This window comes from Streptomyces sp. NPDC053427 (assembly GCF_044544985.1).
GTDB lineage: Bacteria > Actinomycetota > Actinomycetes > Streptomycetales > Streptomycetaceae > Streptomyces.
Window position 1 is genome coordinate 81,511 of sequence record NZ_JBITYA010000002.1, and the last position, 20,730, is coordinate 102,240.

The 20,730-nt window shown below is 69.3% G+C and carries 16 protein-coding genes and 2 pseudogenes; 14 read left to right on the forward strand and 4 right to left on the reverse strand.

Features of this window, described 5'->3' with window-relative positions; genetic code table 11:
- The first annotated feature begins 8 nt into the window (after nt 1–8).
- Genes ACIGWZ_RS05050 through ACIGWZ_RS05065 form a run of 4 tightly spaced genes read left to right on the forward strand, consistent with a single transcriptional unit; the run spans nt 9 to nt 4,499 of the window.
- Complete coding sequence (locus tag ACIGWZ_RS05050) at nt 9–662, forward strand: SCO2322 family protein (protein WP_400061988.1); 654 nt, start codon at nt 9–11, stop codon at nt 660–662.
- Nucleotides 659–1,855 carry a CbiQ family ECF transporter T component gene (locus ACIGWZ_RS05055; protein WP_400060960.1) on the forward strand — a complete coding sequence of 399 codons (1,197 nt, stop codon included), beginning with the start codon at nt 659–661 and terminating at the stop codon, nt 1,853–1,855. Before ACIGWZ_RS05050 ends, ACIGWZ_RS05055 begins: the two co-directional genes overlap by 4 nt.
- On the forward strand, nt 1,852–3,606 hold the full coding sequence (locus ACIGWZ_RS05060; protein WP_400060962.1) for an ABC transporter ATP-binding protein: 1,755 nt from the start codon (nt 1,852–1,854) through the stop codon (nt 3,604–3,606). Before ACIGWZ_RS05055 ends, ACIGWZ_RS05060 begins: the two co-directional genes overlap by 4 nt.
- A complete protein-coding gene (locus ACIGWZ_RS05065) occupies nt 3,603–4,499 on the forward strand; it encodes an ECF transporter S component (protein ID WP_400060964.1) in 897 nt (298 codons plus the stop codon). The genes ACIGWZ_RS05060 and ACIGWZ_RS05065 overlap by 4 nt, the downstream gene beginning before the upstream one ends.
- 223 nt (nt 4,500–4,722) lie before the next feature.
- On the opposite strand, the gene ACIGWZ_RS05070 is transcribed toward ACIGWZ_RS05065, so the two are convergent.
- Nucleotides 4,723–6,087 (reverse strand): alpha/beta hydrolase family protein, encoded by a 1,365-nt coding sequence (locus ACIGWZ_RS05070; RefSeq protein WP_400060966.1) that lies wholly within the window; start codon nt 6,085–6,087, stop codon nt 4,723–4,725.
- A gap of 86 nt (nt 6,088–6,173) precedes the next feature.
- Nucleotides 6,174–7,343 (reverse strand): steroid 3-ketoacyl-CoA thiolase, encoded by a 1,170-nt coding sequence (locus ACIGWZ_RS05075; protein ID WP_400060968.1) that lies wholly within the window; start codon nt 7,341–7,343, stop codon nt 6,174–6,176.
- Nucleotides 7,344–7,709: 366 nt separating this feature from the next.
- Between ACIGWZ_RS05075 and ACIGWZ_RS05080 the strand changes: the two genes are divergently transcribed.
- Nucleotides 7,710–8,942 (forward strand): cytochrome P450, encoded by a 1,233-nt coding sequence (locus tag ACIGWZ_RS05080; RefSeq protein ID WP_400060970.1) that lies wholly within the window; start codon nt 7,710–7,712, stop codon nt 8,940–8,942.
- 224 nt (nt 8,943–9,166) lie between these two features.
- On the opposite strand, the gene ACIGWZ_RS05085 is transcribed toward ACIGWZ_RS05080, so the two are convergent.
- Both ACIGWZ_RS05085 and ctaD read right to left on the reverse strand, forming a co-directional pair.
- On the reverse strand, nt 9,167–9,505 hold the full coding sequence (locus ACIGWZ_RS05085) for a hypothetical protein (protein ID WP_400060971.1): 339 nt from the start codon (nt 9,503–9,505) through the stop codon (nt 9,167–9,169).
- Nucleotides 9,506–9,525: 20 nt separating this feature from the next.
- Nucleotides 9,526–11,124: pseudogene (gene ctaD / locus ACIGWZ_RS05090) on the reverse strand (cytochrome c oxidase subunit I); the annotation flags it as partial.
- 153 nt (nt 11,125–11,277) lie between these two features.
- On the opposite strand from ctaD, the gene ACIGWZ_RS05095 reads away from it, so the two are divergent.
- The 9 genes and pseudogenes from ACIGWZ_RS05095 to ACIGWZ_RS05135 all read left to right on the forward strand — a co-directional run bounded on the left by ACIGWZ_RS05095 (nt 11,278) and on the right by ACIGWZ_RS05135 (nt 20,723).
- Nucleotides 11,278–11,817, forward strand: a complete 540-nt coding sequence (locus ACIGWZ_RS05095) for an RNA polymerase sigma factor (protein WP_400060973.1) — start codon at nt 11,278–11,280, stop codon at nt 11,815–11,817.
- On the forward strand, nt 11,810–12,820 hold the full coding sequence (locus ACIGWZ_RS05100; protein ID WP_400060975.1) for a CU044_5270 family protein: 1,011 nt from the start codon (nt 11,810–11,812) through the stop codon (nt 12,818–12,820). The genes ACIGWZ_RS05095 and ACIGWZ_RS05100 overlap by 8 nt, the downstream gene beginning before the upstream one ends.
- A 502-nt stretch (nt 12,821–13,322) precedes the next feature.
- A complete protein-coding gene (proP, locus tag ACIGWZ_RS05105) occupies nt 13,323–14,807 on the forward strand; it encodes a glycine betaine/L-proline transporter ProP (protein WP_400060977.1) in 1,485 nt (494 codons plus the stop codon).
- Nucleotides 14,808–15,151: 344 nt separating this feature from the next.
- A complete protein-coding gene (locus tag ACIGWZ_RS05110) occupies nt 15,152–16,207 on the forward strand; it encodes a DUF2330 domain-containing protein (RefSeq protein ID WP_400061989.1) in 1,056 nt (351 codons plus the stop codon).
- A 362-nt stretch (nt 16,208–16,569) separates the two neighbouring features.
- Nucleotides 16,570–16,794, forward strand: a complete 225-nt coding sequence (locus tag ACIGWZ_RS05115) for a hypothetical protein (RefSeq protein ID WP_400060979.1) — start codon at nt 16,570–16,572, stop codon at nt 16,792–16,794.
- Nucleotides 16,795–17,463: 669 nt separating this feature from the next.
- Nucleotides 17,464–17,595 (forward strand): annotated as a pseudogene (locus tag ACIGWZ_RS05120) (antibiotic biosynthesis monooxygenase family protein); the annotation flags it as partial.
- 544 nt (nt 17,596–18,139) lie between these two features.
- On the forward strand, nt 18,140–18,469 hold the full coding sequence (locus ACIGWZ_RS05125) for a WXG100 family type VII secretion target (protein ID WP_400060981.1): 330 nt from the start codon (nt 18,140–18,142) through the stop codon (nt 18,467–18,469).
- Nucleotides 18,466–19,821, forward strand: coding sequence for a WXG100 family type VII secretion target (locus tag ACIGWZ_RS05130; RefSeq protein ID WP_400060983.1), 1,356 nt, complete (start codon nt 18,466–18,468; stop codon nt 19,819–19,821). Before ACIGWZ_RS05125 ends, ACIGWZ_RS05130 begins: the two co-directional genes overlap by 4 nt.
- Entirely contained in the window at nt 19,818–20,723 is a 906-nt protein-coding gene (locus ACIGWZ_RS05135) for a hypothetical protein (protein WP_400060985.1), read from the forward strand. The genes ACIGWZ_RS05130 and ACIGWZ_RS05135 overlap by 4 nt, the downstream gene beginning before the upstream one ends.
- Nucleotides 20,724–20,730 lie beyond the last annotated feature (7 nt).

Consider the following 20,730-nt stretch of genomic DNA (forward strand, 5'->3'; position numbering starts at 1 on the left):
GGAGTTCCCTGCGGCGCGGCAGAACGGCCGGCGCGCTGCTGCTGGCCGGCGCGGTCACCGGGCTGGCGGCCGCGCCCGCGCAGGCGCAGGAGTACCGCTACTGGTCGTTCTGGGACAGCAAGGGCGGCGCCTGGTCGTACGCCTCCGAGGGCCCGGCCACCGTGCGCCCGGCCGACGGCAGTGTCCAGGGCTTCCGGTTCACCGTCAGCGCCGACTCCGCCGCGGCCGGCAAGCCGCGCACCGCCGCCGACTTCGATGCGCTGTGCCAGGGCACGCCCGCCAAGGACGGCAGCAAACGGGTCGGCATCGTCATCGACTTCGGCAGCGCGGCGGACGCGCCCGCCGGCGAGACGCCGCCCAAGGCCCGTACGGAGTGCGCGCGGGTGCCCGAGGACGCCTCGGCCGGCGATGCGCTGGCCGCGGTCGCCCGGCGGCTGCGCTACGACTCCAACGCGCTGCTGTGTGCCATCGCCGGCTATCCGAGGTCGGGGTGCGCGGACCAGGTGAGCGGGGCGAAGAAACCGCCCGCGCAGCCGTCCTCGCAGGCGGCGGCGGACGGAGACGGGGACGGCGGTCCGTCCGCCGGGCTGCTCGGCGGCATCGCGGCCGTCGTCGTACTGGGCGCGGCCGCCGTGTGGCAGGCACGCCGCCGGCGCGGATGAGCGCCCCGCGGACGACCCGCAGCAACGCGCTGCACGCCGGAGCGTGGTGGCTGTGGGCGCTCGGTCTGGCGACCGCGGCCTCGCGTACCACCAATCCGCTGCTGCTCGGGCTGCTGGCCGGCGTGGCGGGCTATGTCGTCGCCGCCCGCCGTACGGACGCGCCCTGGGCCCGCTCCTACGGGGCGTTCGTCAAGCTCGGCCTGCTGGTGATCGTCATCCGGCTGGTCTTCGCCGTTGTCCTCGGCTCGCCGATCCCCGGCACGCACACGCTGGTCACGCTGCCCGAAGTGCCGCTGCCCGACTGGGCGAAGGGGGTGCGGATCGGCGGCCGGGTCACCGCGGAGGGCATGGTCTTCGCCTTCTACGACGGGCTGAAGCTGGCCACCCTGCTGATCTGCGTCGGCGCCGCCAACGCGCTGGCCAACCCCGCCCGGCTCCTGAAGTCCCTGCCCGGTGCGCTGTACGAGGCGGGCGTGGCGGTCGTCGTCGCGATGACCTTCGCGCCGAATCTGGTCGCCGACGTCCAGCGGCTGCGGGCGGCCCGGCGGCTGCGCGGGCGGCCCGACCGGGGATTCAAGGCGCTGGTCCAGGTGGGTCTGCCGGTGCTGGAGGGCGCGCTGGAGCGGTCGGTGGCGCTGGCCGCGGCGATGGATGCGCGCGGTTACGGGCGCAGCGCCCGGGTCCCGCCCGCCGTACGGCACACCACCTCCGTCCTCACGCTCGGCGGGCTGCTCGGCGTCTGCGCGGGCACGTACGGACTGCTGTCGGACGCCGGTGCCGGTTACGGGCTGCCGCTGCTGCTCGCCGGGCTCGCGGCCGCGCTCGGGGGGCTCTGGCTCGGCGGCCGCCGCTCCGTACGCACCCGCTACCGGCCCGAACGCTGGGGCCCCCGCGCCTGCCTGGTCGCCGGCTCGGGTATCGCCGTGGCCGCCCTGATGATCTGGGCGAACGCCGCCGCCCCCACCGCCCTCCACCCGCCCGCCGTCCCCCTGACCGCCCCGGTCCTCCCCCTCTGGCCGGCCGCCGCCCTCCTCCTCGGCCTGCTGCCGGCGTTCGTCGCCCCGCTGCCGCCCGGCACGGAGCGCGGGGCGCGGGTCCGGGGGCGGACGGAACGGCCGGGCGCCGCGGAAGCCAGGTCCGTGACCGGGGCCGCGCGGCCCGCCGACCCGCTCAAGAAGGAGCCCAGCCAGTGATCCGGTTCGAGCAGGTCTCGGTCACCTACGGGGACGCCGTCGCGCCCGCCGTCCAGGGCATCGACCTGACCGTCCCCGAGGGCGAACTGTGCCTCCTGGTCGGACCGTCGGGCGTCGGCAAGTCCACCGTCCTGAACGCCGTCTGCGGTCTCGTACCGCATTTCACCGGGGGCACCCTGCGCGGCCGTGTCACCGTCGACGGCCGCGACACCCGTACCCACAAGCCGCGGGAACTGGCCGATGTGGTCGGCACGGTGGGCCAGGATCCGCTGTCCCACTTCGTCACCGACACCGTCGAGGACGAGCTCGCCTACGGCATGGAGTCGCTCGGCCTCGCCCCGGACGTGATGCGCCGCCGCGTCGAGGAAACCCTGGATCTGCTGGGCCTGGCCGACCTGCGCGACCGCGCCATCGCCACGCTGTCCGGCGGCCAGATGCAGCGGGTGGCGATCGGCTCGGTGCTCACCACCCACCCCAAGGTCCTGGTCCTCGACGAGCCGACGTCCGCGCTGGACCCGGCCGCCGCCGAGGAGGTCCTCGCCGTACTCCAGCGCCTGGTCCACGACCTCGGCACGACGGTCCTGCTGGCCGAACACCGGCTGGAGCGCGTCGTCCAATACGCGGACCAGGTCATTCTGCTGCCCGCGCCCGGCGCGGCCCCCCTCATGGGCGACCCCGCCGACATCATGGCCGTCTCCCCCGTACATCCCCCGGTCGTAGCCCTCGGCCGCCTCGCCCGCTGGTCCCCCCTGCCGCTGTCCGTACGCGATGCCCGGCGCAAGGCGGCCACGCTCCGCGAGCGACTGGCGGGTGTGACGCCGGGTGGTGCAGGCGGTTCTGCGGGGCTCGCCGGTTCCGCCGGTCCGGCTGGTCCCGCCGGTTCCGCCGGTTCCGTGCGTCCGGCTGATCCGGCCGGTGGCTCCGGGGGCGGGGGTGCGGGTGCCTCCGCCCCCCTCGGGGGGCCCTCCCCCCTCCCCCACCCCGCCCCCATCCCCTCTGTGGTTGTCTCGGGGCTCGGTGTCCGGCGCGGGCAGGTCGATGCCCTGCACCGGGTGGACCTCACCGTTCAACCGGGCGAGACCATCGCCCTGATGGGCCGCAACGGTGCGGGCAAGTCCACGCTCCTGAGCACCCTCGTCGGCATGCACGAACCCTCCGCCGGCACGGTCCGCGTCGGCGGTGCCACCCCGCACCGCACCAGCCCCCGCACCCTCCTCCAGCACGTCGGCCTCGTCCCCCAGGAACCCCGCGACCTCCTCTACGCCGACACCGTCGCCGCCGAATGCACCGCCGCCGACCACGACGCGGACGCCCCCGCCGGCACCTGCCGCGATCTCGTCACCCGGCTGCTGCCCGACGTTCCGGACTCCGTCCACCCCCGCGACCTGTCCGAGGGACAACGCCTCGCCCTCGCCCTGGCGGTCGTCCTGACCGCCCGCCCTCCTCTCCTCCTTCTCGACGAGCCCACCCGCGGCCTGGACTACGCCGCGAAGGCCCGCCTGATCGACGTGCTCCGCACCCTGGCCGCCCAAGGGCACGCCATCATCCTGGCCACCCACGACGTGGAACTGGCCGCCGAACTCTCCCATCGCGTCGTCATCCTCGCCGAGGGCGAGATCGTCGCCGACGGCCCCACCAGCGAGGTCGTGGTCTCCTCCCCGTCCTTCGCCCCTCAGGTCGCCAAGGTTCTCGCCCCGCTCCCCTGGCTGACCGTCCCCCAGGTCGCCCGCGCCCTGGAGGCCACGCCATGACGCCGCCCGTCCCCGAGTCCCGCACCGGGCACGAGCCCCAGGCCGACTCGCCGGGCCACGGACAACGTCCCGCCGAGCGGTCCGCCGCCGGTCGCCAGGCCCGCGCCATACGCCTGGGCCCCCGCTCCCTCACCGCCCTGGCACTCATCTCGGCGATCGGCGTGATGGCGTTCGGCTGGCCGCTGCTCGCCGACTCCGCCTCCGGGCTCGCCCACTCCAAGGACGCACCGTGGCTGTTCGCCGCGCTGCTGCCCATGCTGCTCGCGGTCGTCGTGGCGACCATCGCCGACAGCGGCCTGGACGCGAAGGCCATCGCCATGCTCGGCGTACTGGCCGCGGCCGGAGCCGCCATGCGCCCACTGGGAGCCGGCACCGCCGGCATCGAGCCGATGTTCTTCCTGATGGTGTTGTCGGGCCGTGTGCTCGGCCCCGGCTTCGGCTTCGTCCTGGGATCCGTGGCGATGTTCGCGTCGGCACTGCTGACCGGCGGTGTCGGCCCCTGGATGCCGTTCCAGATGCTGACCATGGGCTGGGTGTCCATGGGCGCCGGCCTGCTGCCGGGCCCCGACCGGCTGCGCGGCCGTCGTGAACTCGCCCTGCTCGCCGCGTACGGAGCGGTCGCCGCCGTTCTCTACGGCCTGATCATGAACCTCCAAGGCTGGCCCTATATCGCCGGAATGACCTCGGGAGTCTCCTTCGTCCCCGGTGACCCGCTGAACGAAAACCTCACCCGCTTCCTCGCCTACTGTCTCGCCACCTCCCTCGGCTGGGACCTGCCCCGAGCCCTGGTCACCGTGATCCTGACCTGCACCCTCGGCGGCACCATCCTCAAGGCCCTGCGCCGGGCCACCCGCCGCGCCGCCTTCGACGCCCCGGTGTCCTTCACCCCCTGAGGCGCAACCCCTGAGGCTCACGCCTGACACTCGCCGGGTGCCCTCCGCTGCCTCGGCCGGGTCACCTCGGTGACGCCCCTGTGCGCCGCGGCGCTCGGCATCTTCGCCCCTGCCCCGCGCCGCGCTCCGGGCGCCCAGGTCCCCCACGCCGCCCGGCCCCGGACCGTGGACTTCGGCGCTGCCGCGCGCCGTCGACCGTCCGGTTCCCGGCGATGCGCGCAGGCTATCGGCGGGAGACGGGGAGAGCGCGGGCTATGGACGGCGCCGAGCGGAGGAACGAGGTGTAGTGGTCGGCGTCGCGCCCCTGGTCGACGACCGTGGCCTTGGCGCCGTGGCGCGCCAGCTCCCCGGCGCAGCTGCGGGTGTTGGCCAGGGGGACGTCCCGGTCGCCCGTGGCCGTGTAGAGGGTGATGCGTATGGCGCGGTCCGGCGTCCAGTCGCAGGTGCGGTCGTTGGCGTGCAGCGCCTCCAGCAGGGCGCCGGAGGGGTGGCGGAGTTTGCTGTACCAGTCGTCGGTCAGTAGGTCTTCGAGGCGGTCGGGCAGCTTGCCTGCTATGTCCTCCGCCGGGTGCTCGCCGTCGAAGAGGTCTTCCACGCGGTCGGCGTAGGGGGCTCGGAACACCTCGCTCGGGTCGGCGTAGAGCGGGTGCAGGCGGTTCTGGGCGGTGAGGAAGAAGGAGAGGTAGAAGACGGCGGACCGGGGGTCGACCCGGCCGTCGAACATGCCGGGGAGTTCGCTGCCGTCGAGGTCGTAGGGGCCGCCGACCGGGGCGAGCATCCCGAGGCGGAATGAGGGATCGGCGCCGCGCTCCAGCACGCGGCCCAGCTCCATGGCGACCTGCCCGCCCTGCGAGAAGCCGGTCACGGAGACCTTGCTCTCGAGCGATGCGCCCCGCTTCGGGGCGGCGGAGCGGGCCGCACGGAGCATGTCGAGGGAAGCCGATGCCGCGGACCGGGCGTCCATATAGGGGTGGCGGCCGGGGCTTGTACCGAGGCCGAGGTAGTCGGGGGCGATGGCGGCGCGGCCCGCCGAGGCGTAGAGCAGCGAAACGGCCCGGTCGGGGCCCTCGGCGAAGACGGAGGGTGCGTAGCCGCGGTAGGCGAGGGTGCCGTGGGCGTGGACCACGGTCGGCAGGTGGCGTCCGCCGGCGAGGGGAAGCGCGAGCAGGCCGGATGCGGTGGTCGGGCGGCCGTTCGGTGTGACGGTGCGGTAGGTGAGGCGGTAGGCGGCGACGCCATGCCGTGCGGTGCCCGCATCGAGGCCCGACTTCCGCGCCCGGGCGATGACTTCGTCGCGGTTCAGGCTGCCGAGCGGGGTGAGGGAGAGCAGTGCCCCGCGCCCTTCCCCGCGCCCCTGCCGGGCCGTCGCGACGTCGGCCGATTCCGGTGCCGCGGCGGTCGGCGGCGCGGCGAGGGCCGGGGCCGCGGTCAGCGCCGCCAGCAGTAAGGCGGCGCCCGCGGCCAGTCCACGCGATACCCGTCGCGGTGACGGGCGTCGAGGGGATGCGCTTCGCTGCGAGGTGCTTCCGTGCGCCGGGGGTCGATTCCCGCTCGCCGCTGCCGATGAGTTCCGCTGCGTTGTGGTCATGCTTCGACGGTACGAAGCTCGTGCGTGGCCGAGAATGCGGTTTTCCACCCAACTCAGCTGTGGTTTTCCGCAGGTGGGGATGCCCCTTACAACCGCTGGATGATCGTCCCCGTGGCCAGCGCGCCCCCCGCGCACATCGTGATCAGCGCGAATTCCTTGTCCGTGCGCTCGAGTTCATGCAGCGCGGTGGTGATGAGGCGGGCGCCGGTGGCCCCGACCGGGTGGCCGAGGGCGATGGCGCCGCCGTTCACGTTCACCTTTGCCAGGTCCTGTTCGAAGACCTGGGCCCACGAGAGCACGACCGAGGCGAAGGCTTCGTTGATCTCGACGAGGTCGATGTCCTTGAGGGACATGCCGGCCTTGCCGAGCACGGCGCGGGTCGCGTCGATGGGCCCGTCGAGGTGGTAGTGCGGGTCGGAGCCGACCAGCGCCTGGGCCACGATGCGGGCCCGCGGCTTGAGTTTGAGGGCGCGTGCCATGCGCTTGGAGGCCCACATCACCGCGCTCGCGCCGTCGGAGATCTGCGAGGAGTTGCCCGCGGTGTGCACGGCGGTCGGCATCACCGCCTTGAGGCCGCCCAGTGCTTCCATGGTGGTGTCGCGCAGGCCCTCGTCGCGGTCGACCAGCCGCCACATGCCCTGGCCGGCGGCTTGTTCTTCCTCGGTGGTGGGGACCTGGACGGCAAAGGTTTCGCGTTTGAAGCGTTCCTCGGACCAGGCGGTGGCGGCCCGTTCCTGCGAGATCAGGCCGAGCGAGTCGACGTTCTCGCGGGTCAGCCCGCGGTTCCGGGCGATGCGTTCGGCCGCCTCGAACTGGTTGGGCAGGTCGACGTTCCACTCGTCGGGCCAGGGCTTTCCGGGGCCGTGCTTGGAGCCGCTGCCCAGTGGCACCCGGGACATCGCCTCGACGCCGCAGCCGATGCCGATGTCGATGACGCCGCCCGCGATCATGTTGGCGATCATGTGGTTGGCCTGCTGGGAGGATCCGCACTGGCAGTCCACGGTGGTGGCCGCGGTCTCGTACGGGAGGCCCATCGCGAGCCAGGCGTTGCGGGCGGGGTTCATGGACTGCTCGCCGGCGTGCGTGACGGTGCCGCCGACGATCTGTTCGATGCAGTCGGGCTGGATGGCGGTGCGGGCGAGGAGTTCGCGGTAGGTCTCGCCCAGGAGGTAGGCGGGGTGGAGGTTGGCGAGCGCGCCTCCGCGCTTGCCGATGGGGGTGCGTACGGCTTCGACGATGACGGGTTCCGCGGCCATGACTGACTCGTCCTCTCCTCGCGTCCGCGGGGCGTCCCGGCACCCACGGAAGAAGAACTAGTACGCGTTCTACTTCTACAAACAGTCTTATGAGCGCCGTCCTGGGACGCAAGGGTCGTGCACCAGACTTGTCGGCAACAGGTCCCGCCGCGACCCTTGCCACTTATAGAACTCGTTACTACCTTCACGGCGACCAGCGATATCTGATGACCCGTCAGGACCGATCGGAGCTGCCCAGGACCACCGCAGAACCGCCTCGGAACCGACCCGGAACCACCTCGGAACCGACCGGAACCGCCTCACCCCCGTGTCGGAAGCGTCAGACCAGACAGAACTCTCGGATGCCAGATTGGCCAGGAGTCGCCCATGTCATGCCCAGCGTTGCCCGAAGGGTTCGACTTCACCGACCCCGATGTCTACCGAACCCGCGTCCCGCTCCCGGAGTTCGCACAGCTGCGGGAGACCGCGCCCGTGTGGTGGAACGCCCAGCCGCACGGCATCGCAGGCTTCGGCGACGACGGCTACTGGGTCGTCACCCGCCACGAGGACGTCAAGGAGGTGTCCACCAAGCCTGACGTCTTCTCCGCCAACCTCAACACCTCCATCATCCGCTTCAACGAGTCCATGACCCGCGACCAGATCGACGTACAGAAGCTGATCATGCTGAACATGGACCCGCCGGAGCACACCCGGGTCCGCCAGATAGTGCAGCGCGGCTTCACCCCGCGCGCCATCCGCGCCCTGGAGGACGCCCTGCGCCACCGGGCGGCGCGGATCGTCGACGAGGCGCGGCAGAAGGGGTCCGGGGACTTCGTCACGGACATCGCCTGCGAACTCCCCCTCCAGGCGATCGCCGAACTCATCGGCATCCCCCAGGACGACCGGGCCCGCATCTTCGACTGGTCGAACAAGATGATCGCGTACGACGATCCCGAACTGGCCATCACCGAAGAGGTCGGCACCAACGCGGCCATGGAACTGATCTCATACGCGATGAACCTCGCCGCGGAGCGCAAGGAGTGCCCGGCCAAGGACATCGTCAGCCGCCTGGTGGCGGCGGAGGACGACGGGAACCTCGGTTCCGACGAATTCGGCTTCTTCGTCCTGCTGTTAGCGGTCGCCGGCAACGAGACGACGCGGAACGCCATCACCCACGGCATGCATGCCTTCCTCACCCATCCCGACCAGTGGGAGCTCTACAAGCGCGAGCGCCCCGCTACCGCGGCCGAGGAAATAGTGCGGTGGGCGACGCCGGTGGTCTCCTTCCAGCGCACCGCCACCCAGGACACCGAACTGGGCGGCGCAAAGATCAAGAAGGGCCAGCGGGTCGGGATCTTCTACTCCTCCGCCAACAACGATCCGGAGGTCTTCGACCACCCGGAGGTCTTCGACATCACCCGCGACCCCAACCCCCATCTGGGATTCGGGGGCGGCGGTCCGCACTTCTGCCTCGGCAAGTCCCTCGCGGTCCTGGAGATCAACCTGATCTTCAACGCCATCGCGGACGCCCTTCCCGGCATCTCGCTGGCGGGCGATCCGCGCCGGCTCCGCTCCGCCTGGCTCAACGGCGTCAAGGAACTACAGGTGCAGTACGGCTGACGGGGCGCGGACGGAGCCCCACCGCTTTGCCGCTCGGTCCCGCACGCCGCCCGCGTCCCCGGCCGATGGGCGCCCGCCGTGGCCCGCCCGGCCCCGTCGGCGCTTCCCCGTCGGCCGGGCCGGGCGGGCCTCGGCACGCGGCCGCCGGGAAGGGCGACGACCCGCCCGAGCTGCGGGCGACACGCCCTCGCCGCACCGTTCGTCGCCGGCGGACCGGGGCCCGTTCAGTGCGCGGTGAGCCCCACGGCCCCCAGCGCCACCAGGATCGCGACGGCAACCGATCCGCTGAGGCAGGCCACGATCAGGCGGCGCCGCAGCGCCCGGTACGCGCCGTCGTACTCCGCTCGCAGGGAGGCGCTGCGTGCGGCGATACGTTCCAGATAGGCCTGTGTCGCGCCGTGCTGGTCCTGGCAATAGCGCCGTTCCACTTCCCTGCGCTGGGTATCGGTGAGCCAGGGCAGGCCCGCGCAGAAGGCGTCCGCCCGGGTACGGGCCCGTTCCTTCTCCGCCTCCCAGAGCAGATATCCCTCGATCTCGTTGATGACCGCCTCGGCGTCGCTCATCCGCATTCCCCGTCCCTCGCTCATCCGCGGACCTCGCTCTCCACCTCGCGTGCGATCCGAGGGTGATGCAGGTCGAATGCCGGGGATTCGGAGCGAATACGCGGAAGCGTACGGAAGTTGTGCCGCGGCGGCGGGCAGGACGTCGCCCATTCCAGCGAACGGCCGTATCCCCAAGGGTCGTCGACCTCGACCTTCTTGCCGTACTTGGCGGTCTTCCAGACGTTGTAGAAGAACGGCAGGATCGACAGGCCCAAGAGGAACGAGAAGATGCTGGAAACGGTGTTGAGCGTGGTGAATCCGTCGGCGGCCAGATAATCGGGGATACGGCGCAGCATTCCGTTGGCACCGAGCCAGTGCTGGACGAGGAAGGTGCCGTGGAAGCCGATGAACAGCGTCCAGAAGGTGATCTTGCCGAGGCGTTCGTCGAGCATCTTGCCGGTGAATTTGGGCCACCAGAAGTGGAATCCGGCGAACATCGCGAAGACGACGGTGCCGAAGACGACGTAGTGGAAGTGCGCCACGACGAAGTACGAGTCGGAGACGTGGAAGTCCATGGGCGGGGAGGCGAGGATGACGCCGGTCAGACCGCCGAAGACGAAGGTGATCAGGAATCCGACGGTCCACAGCATCGGCGTTTCGAAGGACAGCGAGCCCTGCCACATCGTGCCGATCCAGTTGAAGAACTTCACGCCGGTCGGGACCGCGATCAGGAACGTCATGAAGGAGAAGAACGGCAGCAGCACGCCGCCGGTCACATACATGTGGTGCGCCCAGACCGTGACGGAAAGGCCGGCGATCGAGATCGTCGCCGCGATCAGACCGATGTAGCCGAACATCGGCTTCCGGGAGAACACCGGAATGACCTCGGAGATGATGCCGAAGAAAGGGAGGGCGATGATGTAGACCTCCGGGTGGCCGAAGAACCAGAAGAGGTGCTGCCAGAGCAGTGCTCCGCCATGTGCCGCGTCGAATACATGGGCGCCGAATTTACGGTCCGCCTCCAGAGCGAACAGCGCGGCGGCCAGGACCGGGAAGGCCAGCAGGACCAGCACACCGGTCAGCAGGACGTTCCAGGTGAAGATCGGCATCCGGAACATCGTCATGCCGGGCGCGCGCATGCAGATGATCGTGGTGATGAAGTTGACCGAACCGAGAATGGTGCCGAAGCCGGAGAACGCCAGGCCCATGATCCACATATCGGCGCCGACGCCGGGGGAATGCACGGCGTCGGCGAGCGGCGCGTACGCGAACCAGCCGAAATCCGCGGCGCCTTGCGGGGTGAGAAAGCCTCCCACGGCGATCAGGGAGCCGAAGAGATAGAGCCAGTAGGCGAACATGTTCAGCCGCGGAAAGGCGACATCCGGTGCGCCGATCTGCAGCGGCATGATCCAGTTCGCGAATCCGGCGAACAGCGGCGTCGCGAACATCAGCAGCATGATCGTGCCGTGCATCGTGAACGCCTGGTTGAACTGCTCGTTGGACATGATCTGGTGCCCGGGACGGGCCAGTTCGGCGCGCATCAGCAAGGCCAGCAGGCCGCCGACGCAGAAGAATCCGAAGGCGGTGATCAGGTAGAGCGTGCCGATCGTCTTGTGGTCCGTGGTGGTGAGCCATTTCAGCGGCAGCCGGGTCCCCGAGGGCCGTTTCCCTGGGGCCGTGGGGGATGTGGAGGTCGTGGTGAGGGCCGTCATGCCCGGTAGGTGTCCGGGGCCCGGGAAATATTCACCGGTCCAGGGTGTGAAGATCGGGGCCATGCCGGACACCAACGGTTCATGAGCACGGACGACGCCTTCGCCGATGCCTATCGCGCGCACTACTGGGCGGTCAGCCGCTTCGTGGCGCGGCGGCTGGACGGGCAGGCACACGAGGTCGAGGAAGTGGTGGCGGAGGTCTTCTCCATAGCCTGGAGACGCCGCGCCGAACTTCCCGACGCCCCGCTGCCGTGGCTGTACGGGGTGGCCCGGAACTGCCTGGCCAACACGGTGCGCGGGCTCGGGCGCTACCGCCGGCTGCTCCATCGGATCGGCCATCACGAGGCGGCGCACCGCAAGCAGACGGTGGAGAGTCCGGACGCGGAACGGCCCGGCTCCTGGGTGCACGACGTGCTGGCCCGCCTCTCGCCCGCCGACCAGGAAGTGCTGCGGCTCACGGCCTGGGAGGAACTGTCCCTCGAGGAGCTGGCGGTGACCCTGGGGTGCGGGCAGAGCGCGGCGGCCATGCGGCTGCACCGGGCGCGGCGGCGGCTGCGCGCAGAGATCGACCGTACGCGGACGACGGTGTCCGTACGAGCAGGAGGCGACGGCCATGAGTGACGAACTGGAGCTGCTGCGCGCGGCCGACCCCGTACCGAGCGGCGAAGGCCCCTGGCGGGACCGCCCGCTGCACGCCCGCGCCGAGCGCCACCTCAACCGGCTGCTGCACAGCGGGCGGACGAGGCGGGCCCGGCGGCGCCTCGTCCTGCGGGCCGAAGCGGCGGTGCTCGCGCTCGGCGCCGCGCTCGCGTTCACCTTCTCCGGCGCGGGCGCCGCAAAGGCCGTCGCCGTGCCCGTCGCGCTGGCGCCGCGCGCCGGCACCGCTTCCGTATCGCTGGACGAGCTGGCCCGGAGGGCGGAGGCCAGGGCCCGGGCGGCCGGCGCCGCGGACGGGCCGCACCGGGGCAGCCATGTGCAGAGCTGGTGTCTGAGCATGGCGGCGGGCCCCGACGCCGCGCCGCCCGTCACCGCGCCCGAGGAGCACCTCACCCGCTGGCGCGCCGACGGCAGCGGCTCCGAACTCGTGGTGGCCACCGACCCTCGGCACCCCGGGCGCCCGGTGATCGACGACACCGGTGGCAACTGGCGCACCGTCAATGACGGCGAGGTGCTGCACCGTAAGTCCTATCCGGCGGGCCCGGCGGGCGGGCAGCGCGGCCTCGCCGCCCGTACTCCGCCGCCGACCGATCCCGAGGCGCTGCGCGAGCAGCTCGCGGCGCTGTACGGAGGCGCCGGCGCCAGGACGCCGCGGCTGCTCTCCGCGCTGTCGTCGTTGCGTCAGGAATGGACGCCGGGGCCGCGGGAGACGGCGGCGATCGTCCGGGTGCTGGCCGATGCGGAGGGGCTGCGTCCGGCGGGCGCGGTCACCGACCGGCTGGGCCGTCGCGGTCAGGCGTATGTCTACGACGGTCCGGACGGCGGAATGAACGCCACCCGCCAGATGGTCGTCCTCGATCCCCGGACCGGGCAACTCATGGGCAGCGAGGTCACCTTCACCAGGGCTCTTCCTGACCTCCGGGTCAAGGCGGGGCAGGTGCTGTCGTACGAGACGTGGATGCCGTGAGCGCGCACCGCGTCCGGGAGCGCGTCACCTCCTGAAGCGCGCCCCCGGAAGCGCGCCCGGAGCGCATCCCGTCCGGGAGGGCGTCACCCCCGCCCGCCTCTCAGGTGGCGGGCCCTGCGCCGATGGCCGATCCTTGAGGAACGCGACGATCCATCGGCGCGGTGGCGGAGTACGCCGCCGCGCCGTTCTCGTGCCCGCGATCGGTGACGTCACCGATGTGCACGGTGACATCGCCGGCTTTCCGGGGGCGCGATCTCCGTGCGGTACGTCACAGAGCGTGATGGTTGCAGTGAATTACCGCGAGATGGATCACAAACGTAAGTCCCGCGAAATTCTCCGGCGACACGCGTTTGCCCAGCAAGGAGCGGGTATACGACCGACCGCGCGGTCATCCGCACACTGTCCGTGATGATCCGTTCTGCCCCTATGGTCGACCTTTGCCCGTCGCTCCACGGCGGGCACTGTCATGCAGTCGTCCAAGAGAGCGCAGGCGAGCGAACACGTGCCGACGCAGTCCCCCGTCGCACCCGGGCCCCTTACCCACGGCCGTGGCCGTACCGATGCCGCACCAGACCTGGAGAAGCGGCCGTCGGACGAGGTCACCGTCGTCGATCCCGCGATGGTCAAGCGCGCGGTGTCCGCGGCGGCCCTCGGCAATGCGATGGAGTGGTTCGACTTCGGCGTCTACAGCTACATCGCGGTCACCCTCGGACATGTCTTCTTCCCGTCCGGGAACCCGACCGCGCAGCTGCTGTCGACCTTTGGCGCGTTCGCGGCGGCGTTCCTGGTACGCCCGATCGGCGGCATGGTCTTCGGGCCGCTCGGCGACCGGATCGGGCGGCAGAAGGTCCTCGCGATCACCATGATCATGATGGCCGCGGGCACGTTCGCCATCGGCCTGATCCCCTCCTACGCCACCATCGGCGTCGGCGCGCCCGTCCTGCTGCTCGTCGCGCGCCTGGTGCAGGGCTTCTCCACCGGTGGTGAGTACGGTGGCGCCTCCACCTTCATCGCCGAGTACGCGCCCGACAAGAAGCGCGGCTTCCTCGGCAGCTGGCTGGAGTTCGGCACGCTGGCCGGCTACGTCGGCGGCGCCGGCCTGGTCACGTTGATGACCGCGCTGCTGTCCACCCACGACATGAACGCGTGGGGCTGGCGGATTCCGTTCCTGATCGCGGGCCCGATGGGCATCATCGGCCTCTACCTGCGGATGCGCCTCGAGGAGACCCCGGCCTTCGCCCGGCTGGAGAAGGAGGCGCGGACGAAGGAGAAGGCACGCCGGGAGGCCGAGAAGCGGATGGGCGTCCGCGAGATGATCTTCGGTCAGTGGCGGTCGATGCTGCTGTGCGTCGGGCTGGTGCTGGTCTTCAACGTCACCGACTACATGCTGCTGTCGTACATGCCGAGCTATCTGACCTCGGAGCTGAAGTACGACGAGACGCACGGGCTGCTGGTGGTGCTCGGCGTGATGGTCGTGATGATGGGCGTGCAGCCGTTCGCGGGCAAGCTGGCCGACCGCTTCGGTCGCCGCCCGGTCATCGCCGCGGGCTGCGCCGGCTTCCTGGTGCTGTCCGTGCCGGCGCTGCTGCTGATCCGGCAGGGTTCGCTGGCCGCCATCGCGCTGGGCATGGCGGCGCTGGGGCTGCTGCTGGTGTGCTTCACCTCGGCGATGCCGTCCGCGCTGCCCGCGCTCTTCCCGACCAAGGTCCGCTACGGCTCGCTGTCGATCGGCTTCAACATCTCGGTCTCGCTCTTCGGCGGGACGACTCCCCTGGTGGTCACCGCTCTCATCGGGGCGACCGGCAACAAGATGATGCCCGCGTACTACATGATGGCGGCGGCCGTGATCGGCGGAATCGCCGTCTGGCGGATGTCCGAGAGTGCCCGCAAGCCGCTGCCCGGCTCGCCGCCGGCCGTCGAGACCGAAGCGGAGGCCCGCGAGATCGTCCGCGCGGCCCGCCGCGCCGAGGTCGGCTCCGCGGCCTGACCGAGCCCGCACCCGTTCGCGCGGGGCCCGCTCGCCCGTACGAACGCGATCTCGCTCCGCCGCCCGGCGGCATCCGACGCCGCCGGGCACCGTGCACCGCGTGCACCCCACGAAGGCCGCCGGCCCCCTGGCGGCCTTCCGGCATCGTGGGACGCACCGCGCCTGGTTGCGTCCGCAGCCGGTGAGTGCCCCCTACCGGAACCCCGAAGGGGAACCATCCGTACCGTTCCACCCGTCTGTGTCGCTGCCGATCGCATCGACCGGCGCGGAGCGAACGGGGGACGACGGTGATCGCGGCAAGGGAACACCACGGAGTGCGGCGGCGAGCCCTGCTGGTGGTGCTGATGCTGCTGGCGGTGCAGCTGGTGTGGCTGGCCAGGCCGGCGTACGCCTGCGGCTGCGGCGCGATGGTCGTCGACCCGAAGACCACCATGTCGGTGGACCGGGAGACCTCGGCGGTGCGCTGGGACGGGCGGACCGAGCAGATCGTGATGAGCCTGACGGTGGCCGGGACCGCCCCGGACGCCGCCTGGATCATGCCGGTGCCGCACCGCGCCACGGTGAAGCTGGGCGACTCCCAGCTGTTCAACGAGCTCACCGCGCTCACCGCGCCGGCCGACGAAGAACGCTCCTACTTCTGGCCCCGGAGCGGCGACTGGCCGTTTTCCTGGGGTGACACGACCGGTGACGCGGCCCCGATGCCTGGCGCCCGGGGCCCCGGCGTCGGCGTCGTCGGCCGGGAACGCCTGGGCCCGTTCGATGTGGCCCGGCTGACCGCCACCGACCCCGACGCCCTGCGCGGCTGGCTGAAGTCCCATGGCTTCCGGCTGCCCGACTCGCTCGCGACCGCACTGCGTCCGTACGTGGCCCAGCACTGGGAATACGTCGCGATCCGGCTGGCCCCCGCCGCCCGCAACGGCTATCTGAGCGGCACCCTCGATCCGCTGCACCTGACCTTCGCCAGCGACCGGCTGATCTATCCGATGCGGCTGTCCCGGCTCGCCCGGACGCCGCAGTCGCTGGGCCTCTATGTGCTCGCGCCGCACCGGATGGAGCCGCGCGGCACCATCGGCGGCTCGCGACCGGACGTCTTCTTCGCGGGCCGGATCAAGCCCGGGCGGACCGCGGTCGGTGACCTCGCGGGCGGCGATGGGGCCTATCTGACCGCCATCGACCAGAGCTTTCCGCGTCCGGAGCGCATCACCGGCGACCATGAGCTGCGGCGGGCGGCGGCCGATACGCCGTACCGGCGGGTTCACTACATCTATGTGCTGATGAAGGTCGGTGACATACCGGCCTGGCTGCTTGCGGTGGGCGGTGCGCTGGGGCTGGCGGCGGGGTACGGGGTCGTGATCGCGCTGGTGCTGCGACGGCGCAGGCGGCGCCTTGGGATGCCGTAGGCCGCGGCACCGGCGGTGCCGGCGACGTCGTCGGCACCGGATCCAACGCGCCCTTTCCGCCGCCCGGAGTCCTGAGCGAATCCGTACGCCCCCGGCTTGACGACTTCGGCACCCGTACGGGAACACAGGCGCTCTCACGCTTCGGCATTCCGACCCGGCGACGGAAGGGATTCCGGGTCGGAAAACGCGGGCACCGGAACACGAGTACCGCTGAGCATTCGTCAGGCTCGGTCAGGGCGTGTCCGGTAAGCCGAGGTCACACGATGGAGGGCTTCTTCCGCGGCGTGGGAAGCGATCGGCACTCGCATGAATAAGCTGCCGATTCCGGTCACCATGCTGAACAACGGACGAGGGAGCACATCGTGGAATACGAGATGCGCGCAGAACACCCGGAAGGCGTCTCACCCCAGCAAGTCGATGCCCCGGTGAAAATCTGGCACATGGTGAAGTCGGACGGCGCCCTTGCCCTGTGCGGTCGCGACCTCGACCCCGCTGCCGCTACACAATCCGCCGACGCGTGGGGCACGCCGAAGGGCGAACCCTTCTGCCACGGCTGTGGGGCGCTGTTCCTTCGAGAAGTTCCCTGATGACTCTCGCTTGCCGGACCGCCCCTCGCCCGGCGAGCGACAGTTCCGTGGCCGCGCGGCCCCGCTCCCCTGGGCGCCGCCGCGCCGGCCTCCGCGCAGGTCGGGCAGCTTTGGCGGCATCGAAGATGTGCCAGAGTTGCCGGCCCTGCAGCCGCGCCGGTGGGATAGCGGCATGGCGAACAACCACACCCGCGCAACCGCCACGCCGGCGTTCGAATTTCGCTGCGGCGGAGTCCACTTGACCATCCAGCGTGTCCCCGCATGGCTGATCACGCTCGCAACAACGGCGGCCGGCTCGGGGGTGGTCCGGTGGACAAGGCATTGATGCGGCCGAAGAACCCGCCACGCAACCCCGGCCGGAATCGAAGCGGCGCACTGCCGGCCCGAGCCCATGCCCAGGGCATGCCCATGCCCATGCCCTGGGAAATGTGATCAGAAATCAGGTGTGTCGCTCTGATACCGCTGATTCGTGCAGGGACTCACGGCAACAACGAAGGGAAAGGGATCCGCAGTCCTGATCCCTTCGTCATCTCGATAGCCGAATTCCCACGTCGCGCCTCCTTGTTCGCTCTGGTTACGGCCTTTCCGGACCTACGAGCCCCGCCGCCTTGCGGGCTGCCTTCACGACTCGCTCGGTGCCGCGGTCCGCCCGTGCGGCAAGATAAAGCCATGAGCGTAGTCAAGATCAACGTGCTGGCCGTTCCTGCCGAGCAGCGGGAGACCCTCGAAAAGCGCTTCGCGTCCCGCGCCGGGACCGTGGACTCCTCGGACGGCTTCGAATGGTTCGAACTGCTGCGGCCGCAACGGATGCTCTGATCTACCACTAATGCTGGAGCCGTGGGGGAACACATCCGTGACCCTGTACCCGAGCATCCGCGACAGGGTCATGGATCAACGAGGAACCTCCGGCGCTCTCGCGTCAGACTGCTGCTCGTCCTGGCAGCGGTGTTGGCAACGTTCATCGTCGGCCTGACAGCGGTCTGCCGGCATGGTGGGACGGCACCTCGACGTCGGCCTGTATCACACAGGGGCAGCCGCCTTCGGCGTACCTCACGCCGAAGCGCCTCGTGGCGAGTGCTCAACAGACTTAAATCACCTCTCGATTGAGCAATTCAATCACCAGCCCACAATGCATCAGCACACCCTTCACCAGCCCTCCGTGTTAGTTGAACAACACACAATGCTGGCGACTTTGAGCCACGACTTGGCTACATCTGATGGGACGCAACATGCGCGATCACGCCGAAGTCAACTAACAGGTTGCGAGCGTAAGCCCGGCTAGGTGCAATGTCAGTGGCACAGGGTAGGTTCGTATCGAACCTGAGTTGAGCGTTAAGGGGGACTCGTGGCCGCTTCTGGCTTCGACGTGGACACAGACCAGCTGAAGAGTGAAGCACCGAAATTTCACAGGGAGTCTGCCGCATTAGAAAAGGCGACAGAGAGGCTGAAGCACTCGCTCGATGCACTCGGGGAGCCGTGGGGGGACGACGAACAAGGGAAGAAATTCGGACACCTCTACAGCCCGCATCGCAGCGAAATCGAGCGTGCTGCCCATGCTCTGGTGAAGGGACTGGAAAGCATTCACAAGGCCATGAAGGACATGGCTGACAATCACGAGGGCACGGACCACTCCAACGCCTCGGGCTTCAAGCGCCATGGCGGGGGTACGCATTGAGCGCCGGCGACAAGGCAAAGGAAATCGTCCAGGACCTCACTGGCATGTGGTGGCCAGAGGGTGATGAGGATGAACTTCGGGAAGCCGCACGGGCCTGGCGAACCTTCGCTGAAGACGTCAAGGACATCACCGCGGCGACTCACAAGTCGGCGCAAGACATCATCGACAACAACAAGGGCAAGTCGATCGAGTCCTTCGCCTCCTTCTGGCGCAAGTACCACGGTGGCGGCAAGGGTTACCTGGACGACGTTGCCGATGCAGCGCAGGACATGGCCAAGGCGCTGGACAGGTTCGCGGACCAGATCGCCGAGGCGACAAAGAAGCTCGAGCATGAGCTGGCGATCGCTGGAGCCGTCATAGTTGCGGGAACGGCCCTTGCGCTGTTCACAGGTGGCATCAGTGAAGCTGCTGCTGGCGCGGCGACGGCAGAAATCCTTGCAGCGTCCAGTGCGGCTGGCATTGCTGTCTCCACCACGGTTGCCGAGATCGCAGGCACCGTCCTGGCCACCGCAGCGATTGGCGGCATTGAGGCCATCACCGTAGACGTGGTCGTGGCCCAGGGCGGGCGGAACCTCCTCGGTGACCAACACGGCATCAACCTCGCTGAAGTCAAGGACGCTGGCACCTCCGGCGTAATCCTGGGCGGCGCTTTCGGCGCAGCCGGGCGTGGCGCCAAAGCCATCGCTGATGCGGGTGGCGTCAAGAACGTCTTCGGCAAGATGAATCTGGATGGCCTGGGCAACTTCAAGAACCCTTTGCGCGACTTTGAGATATCAATGCCCAACTTGGGTGGTCCGCGCCTGGCCATGGCTGGCGCGGGGCCCGTCGGCCCGGCAACCGGTTGGCGCTTGATGCGCAACGCTGAGGGCAGTGGTGGCGGAGCTTCCGGGACGCCGAAGGTGAGCGGATGGGAAGTTTCACCCGACGTAAAAGGCCCTGCAGCCGGCAAAACCCTCAGTCGCCCGAACGAGCGACATACAATTGGCGGGGCAGGACGAGCGGGCAAGAACATCAAGAAGGAGAACACCATCATCCTTCCCGGATACTATAGCGAAATCGAAAAGGACATCGCAGGGATCGCAGAGGGGAAGGCCGCTCTCACCCCGAAGGGTGATGGCTACATAATCAATGGTCGCGAATACAATGTTCACGAAAGTGGGACCGTGTTCCCTTGCCGGGGCCCGGGGCTTGTGGAAATGGACAGAAACGAATACTACGTGCTTTCACGTATCGTTAAAGCCAAGGGCGATCTCTCGGCTGTGCCAGAGTTGACGCATGCGCCACGGTTCGTCAATAATCCGCAGATGGTCGAAAAGGCTCTGGCCATTTACAATGGGACTTACACGCCATGACGTATAATCTTTTTCTCGTCGACAGTTGTGGGCCAGATGTGCTGGCTGAAGCGCTTTCGGCGGTTCTCCAGGTCCCGGTCAAGGAAGTAGATGTCGCCGACCCCGACGGCGACCAAGAGGGCCGCTACTGGGACGCCCTGGTGTCCTGTGACTATTCGCCCGTACAGGGCAACGTGTCTCTTTCCCTGAACATTTACGCTCAGGACTCAGTGAAACTGCAGCCCTCGGAAGCCCAGTTCTCCGCTGCACTTGCCCAGCGGATCGGGACACCCGTTCTGTATCCGCCGACAGAGAGCCCCGTCAGCGCCCACTCTCTGGTCACTCCAGAAGGAGAGGTGATCAGGGCTCGACTTCCCGATCCGGACGACGACGAAGAATTCATGGTCACGGCGGTTGAGGCGTTCGTCGAGCAGCTGCCGGAGGTTCCTGTGATGCACCTGCCGGAAGTAGTCCGCGCGCAGGTCATCGCAACCCCCCTGTCCGATTCTTTTGCGGAAGCGATCACGAGCTTGCCGCAGGACGGAAAGGGCGAGGAAGGTACCCCAATTTCGGCTGAGGTAGCCGAGGTAGCACGCTTTGCCGAATCATACCTAGGGGCATGGGAGAAGCTATCTCGACGTGTAGAGAACAACTGGGAACCATCTGGTTGGTACCCCTTGGATTTCTACCGGGAAGTTCTCGGATACCGCGATGACATCGAAGGATATCTGCGTCAGCTCCCAGAGAGCGTGGCAACGCTTTACAAGCGTTACGTGGACAAGGTCGACGGCCTCTACCAGGAGCTGACCGTCGAAGACACGGAACACGTTGTCATGGGCGACAGTGGTGGGCCCGTCACTGATTCGGTGCAGAAGGCATGGTGGTGGTACCGCCGCCCCGAGCCTATGCCCTGGGAAGAGTGACCAAAGA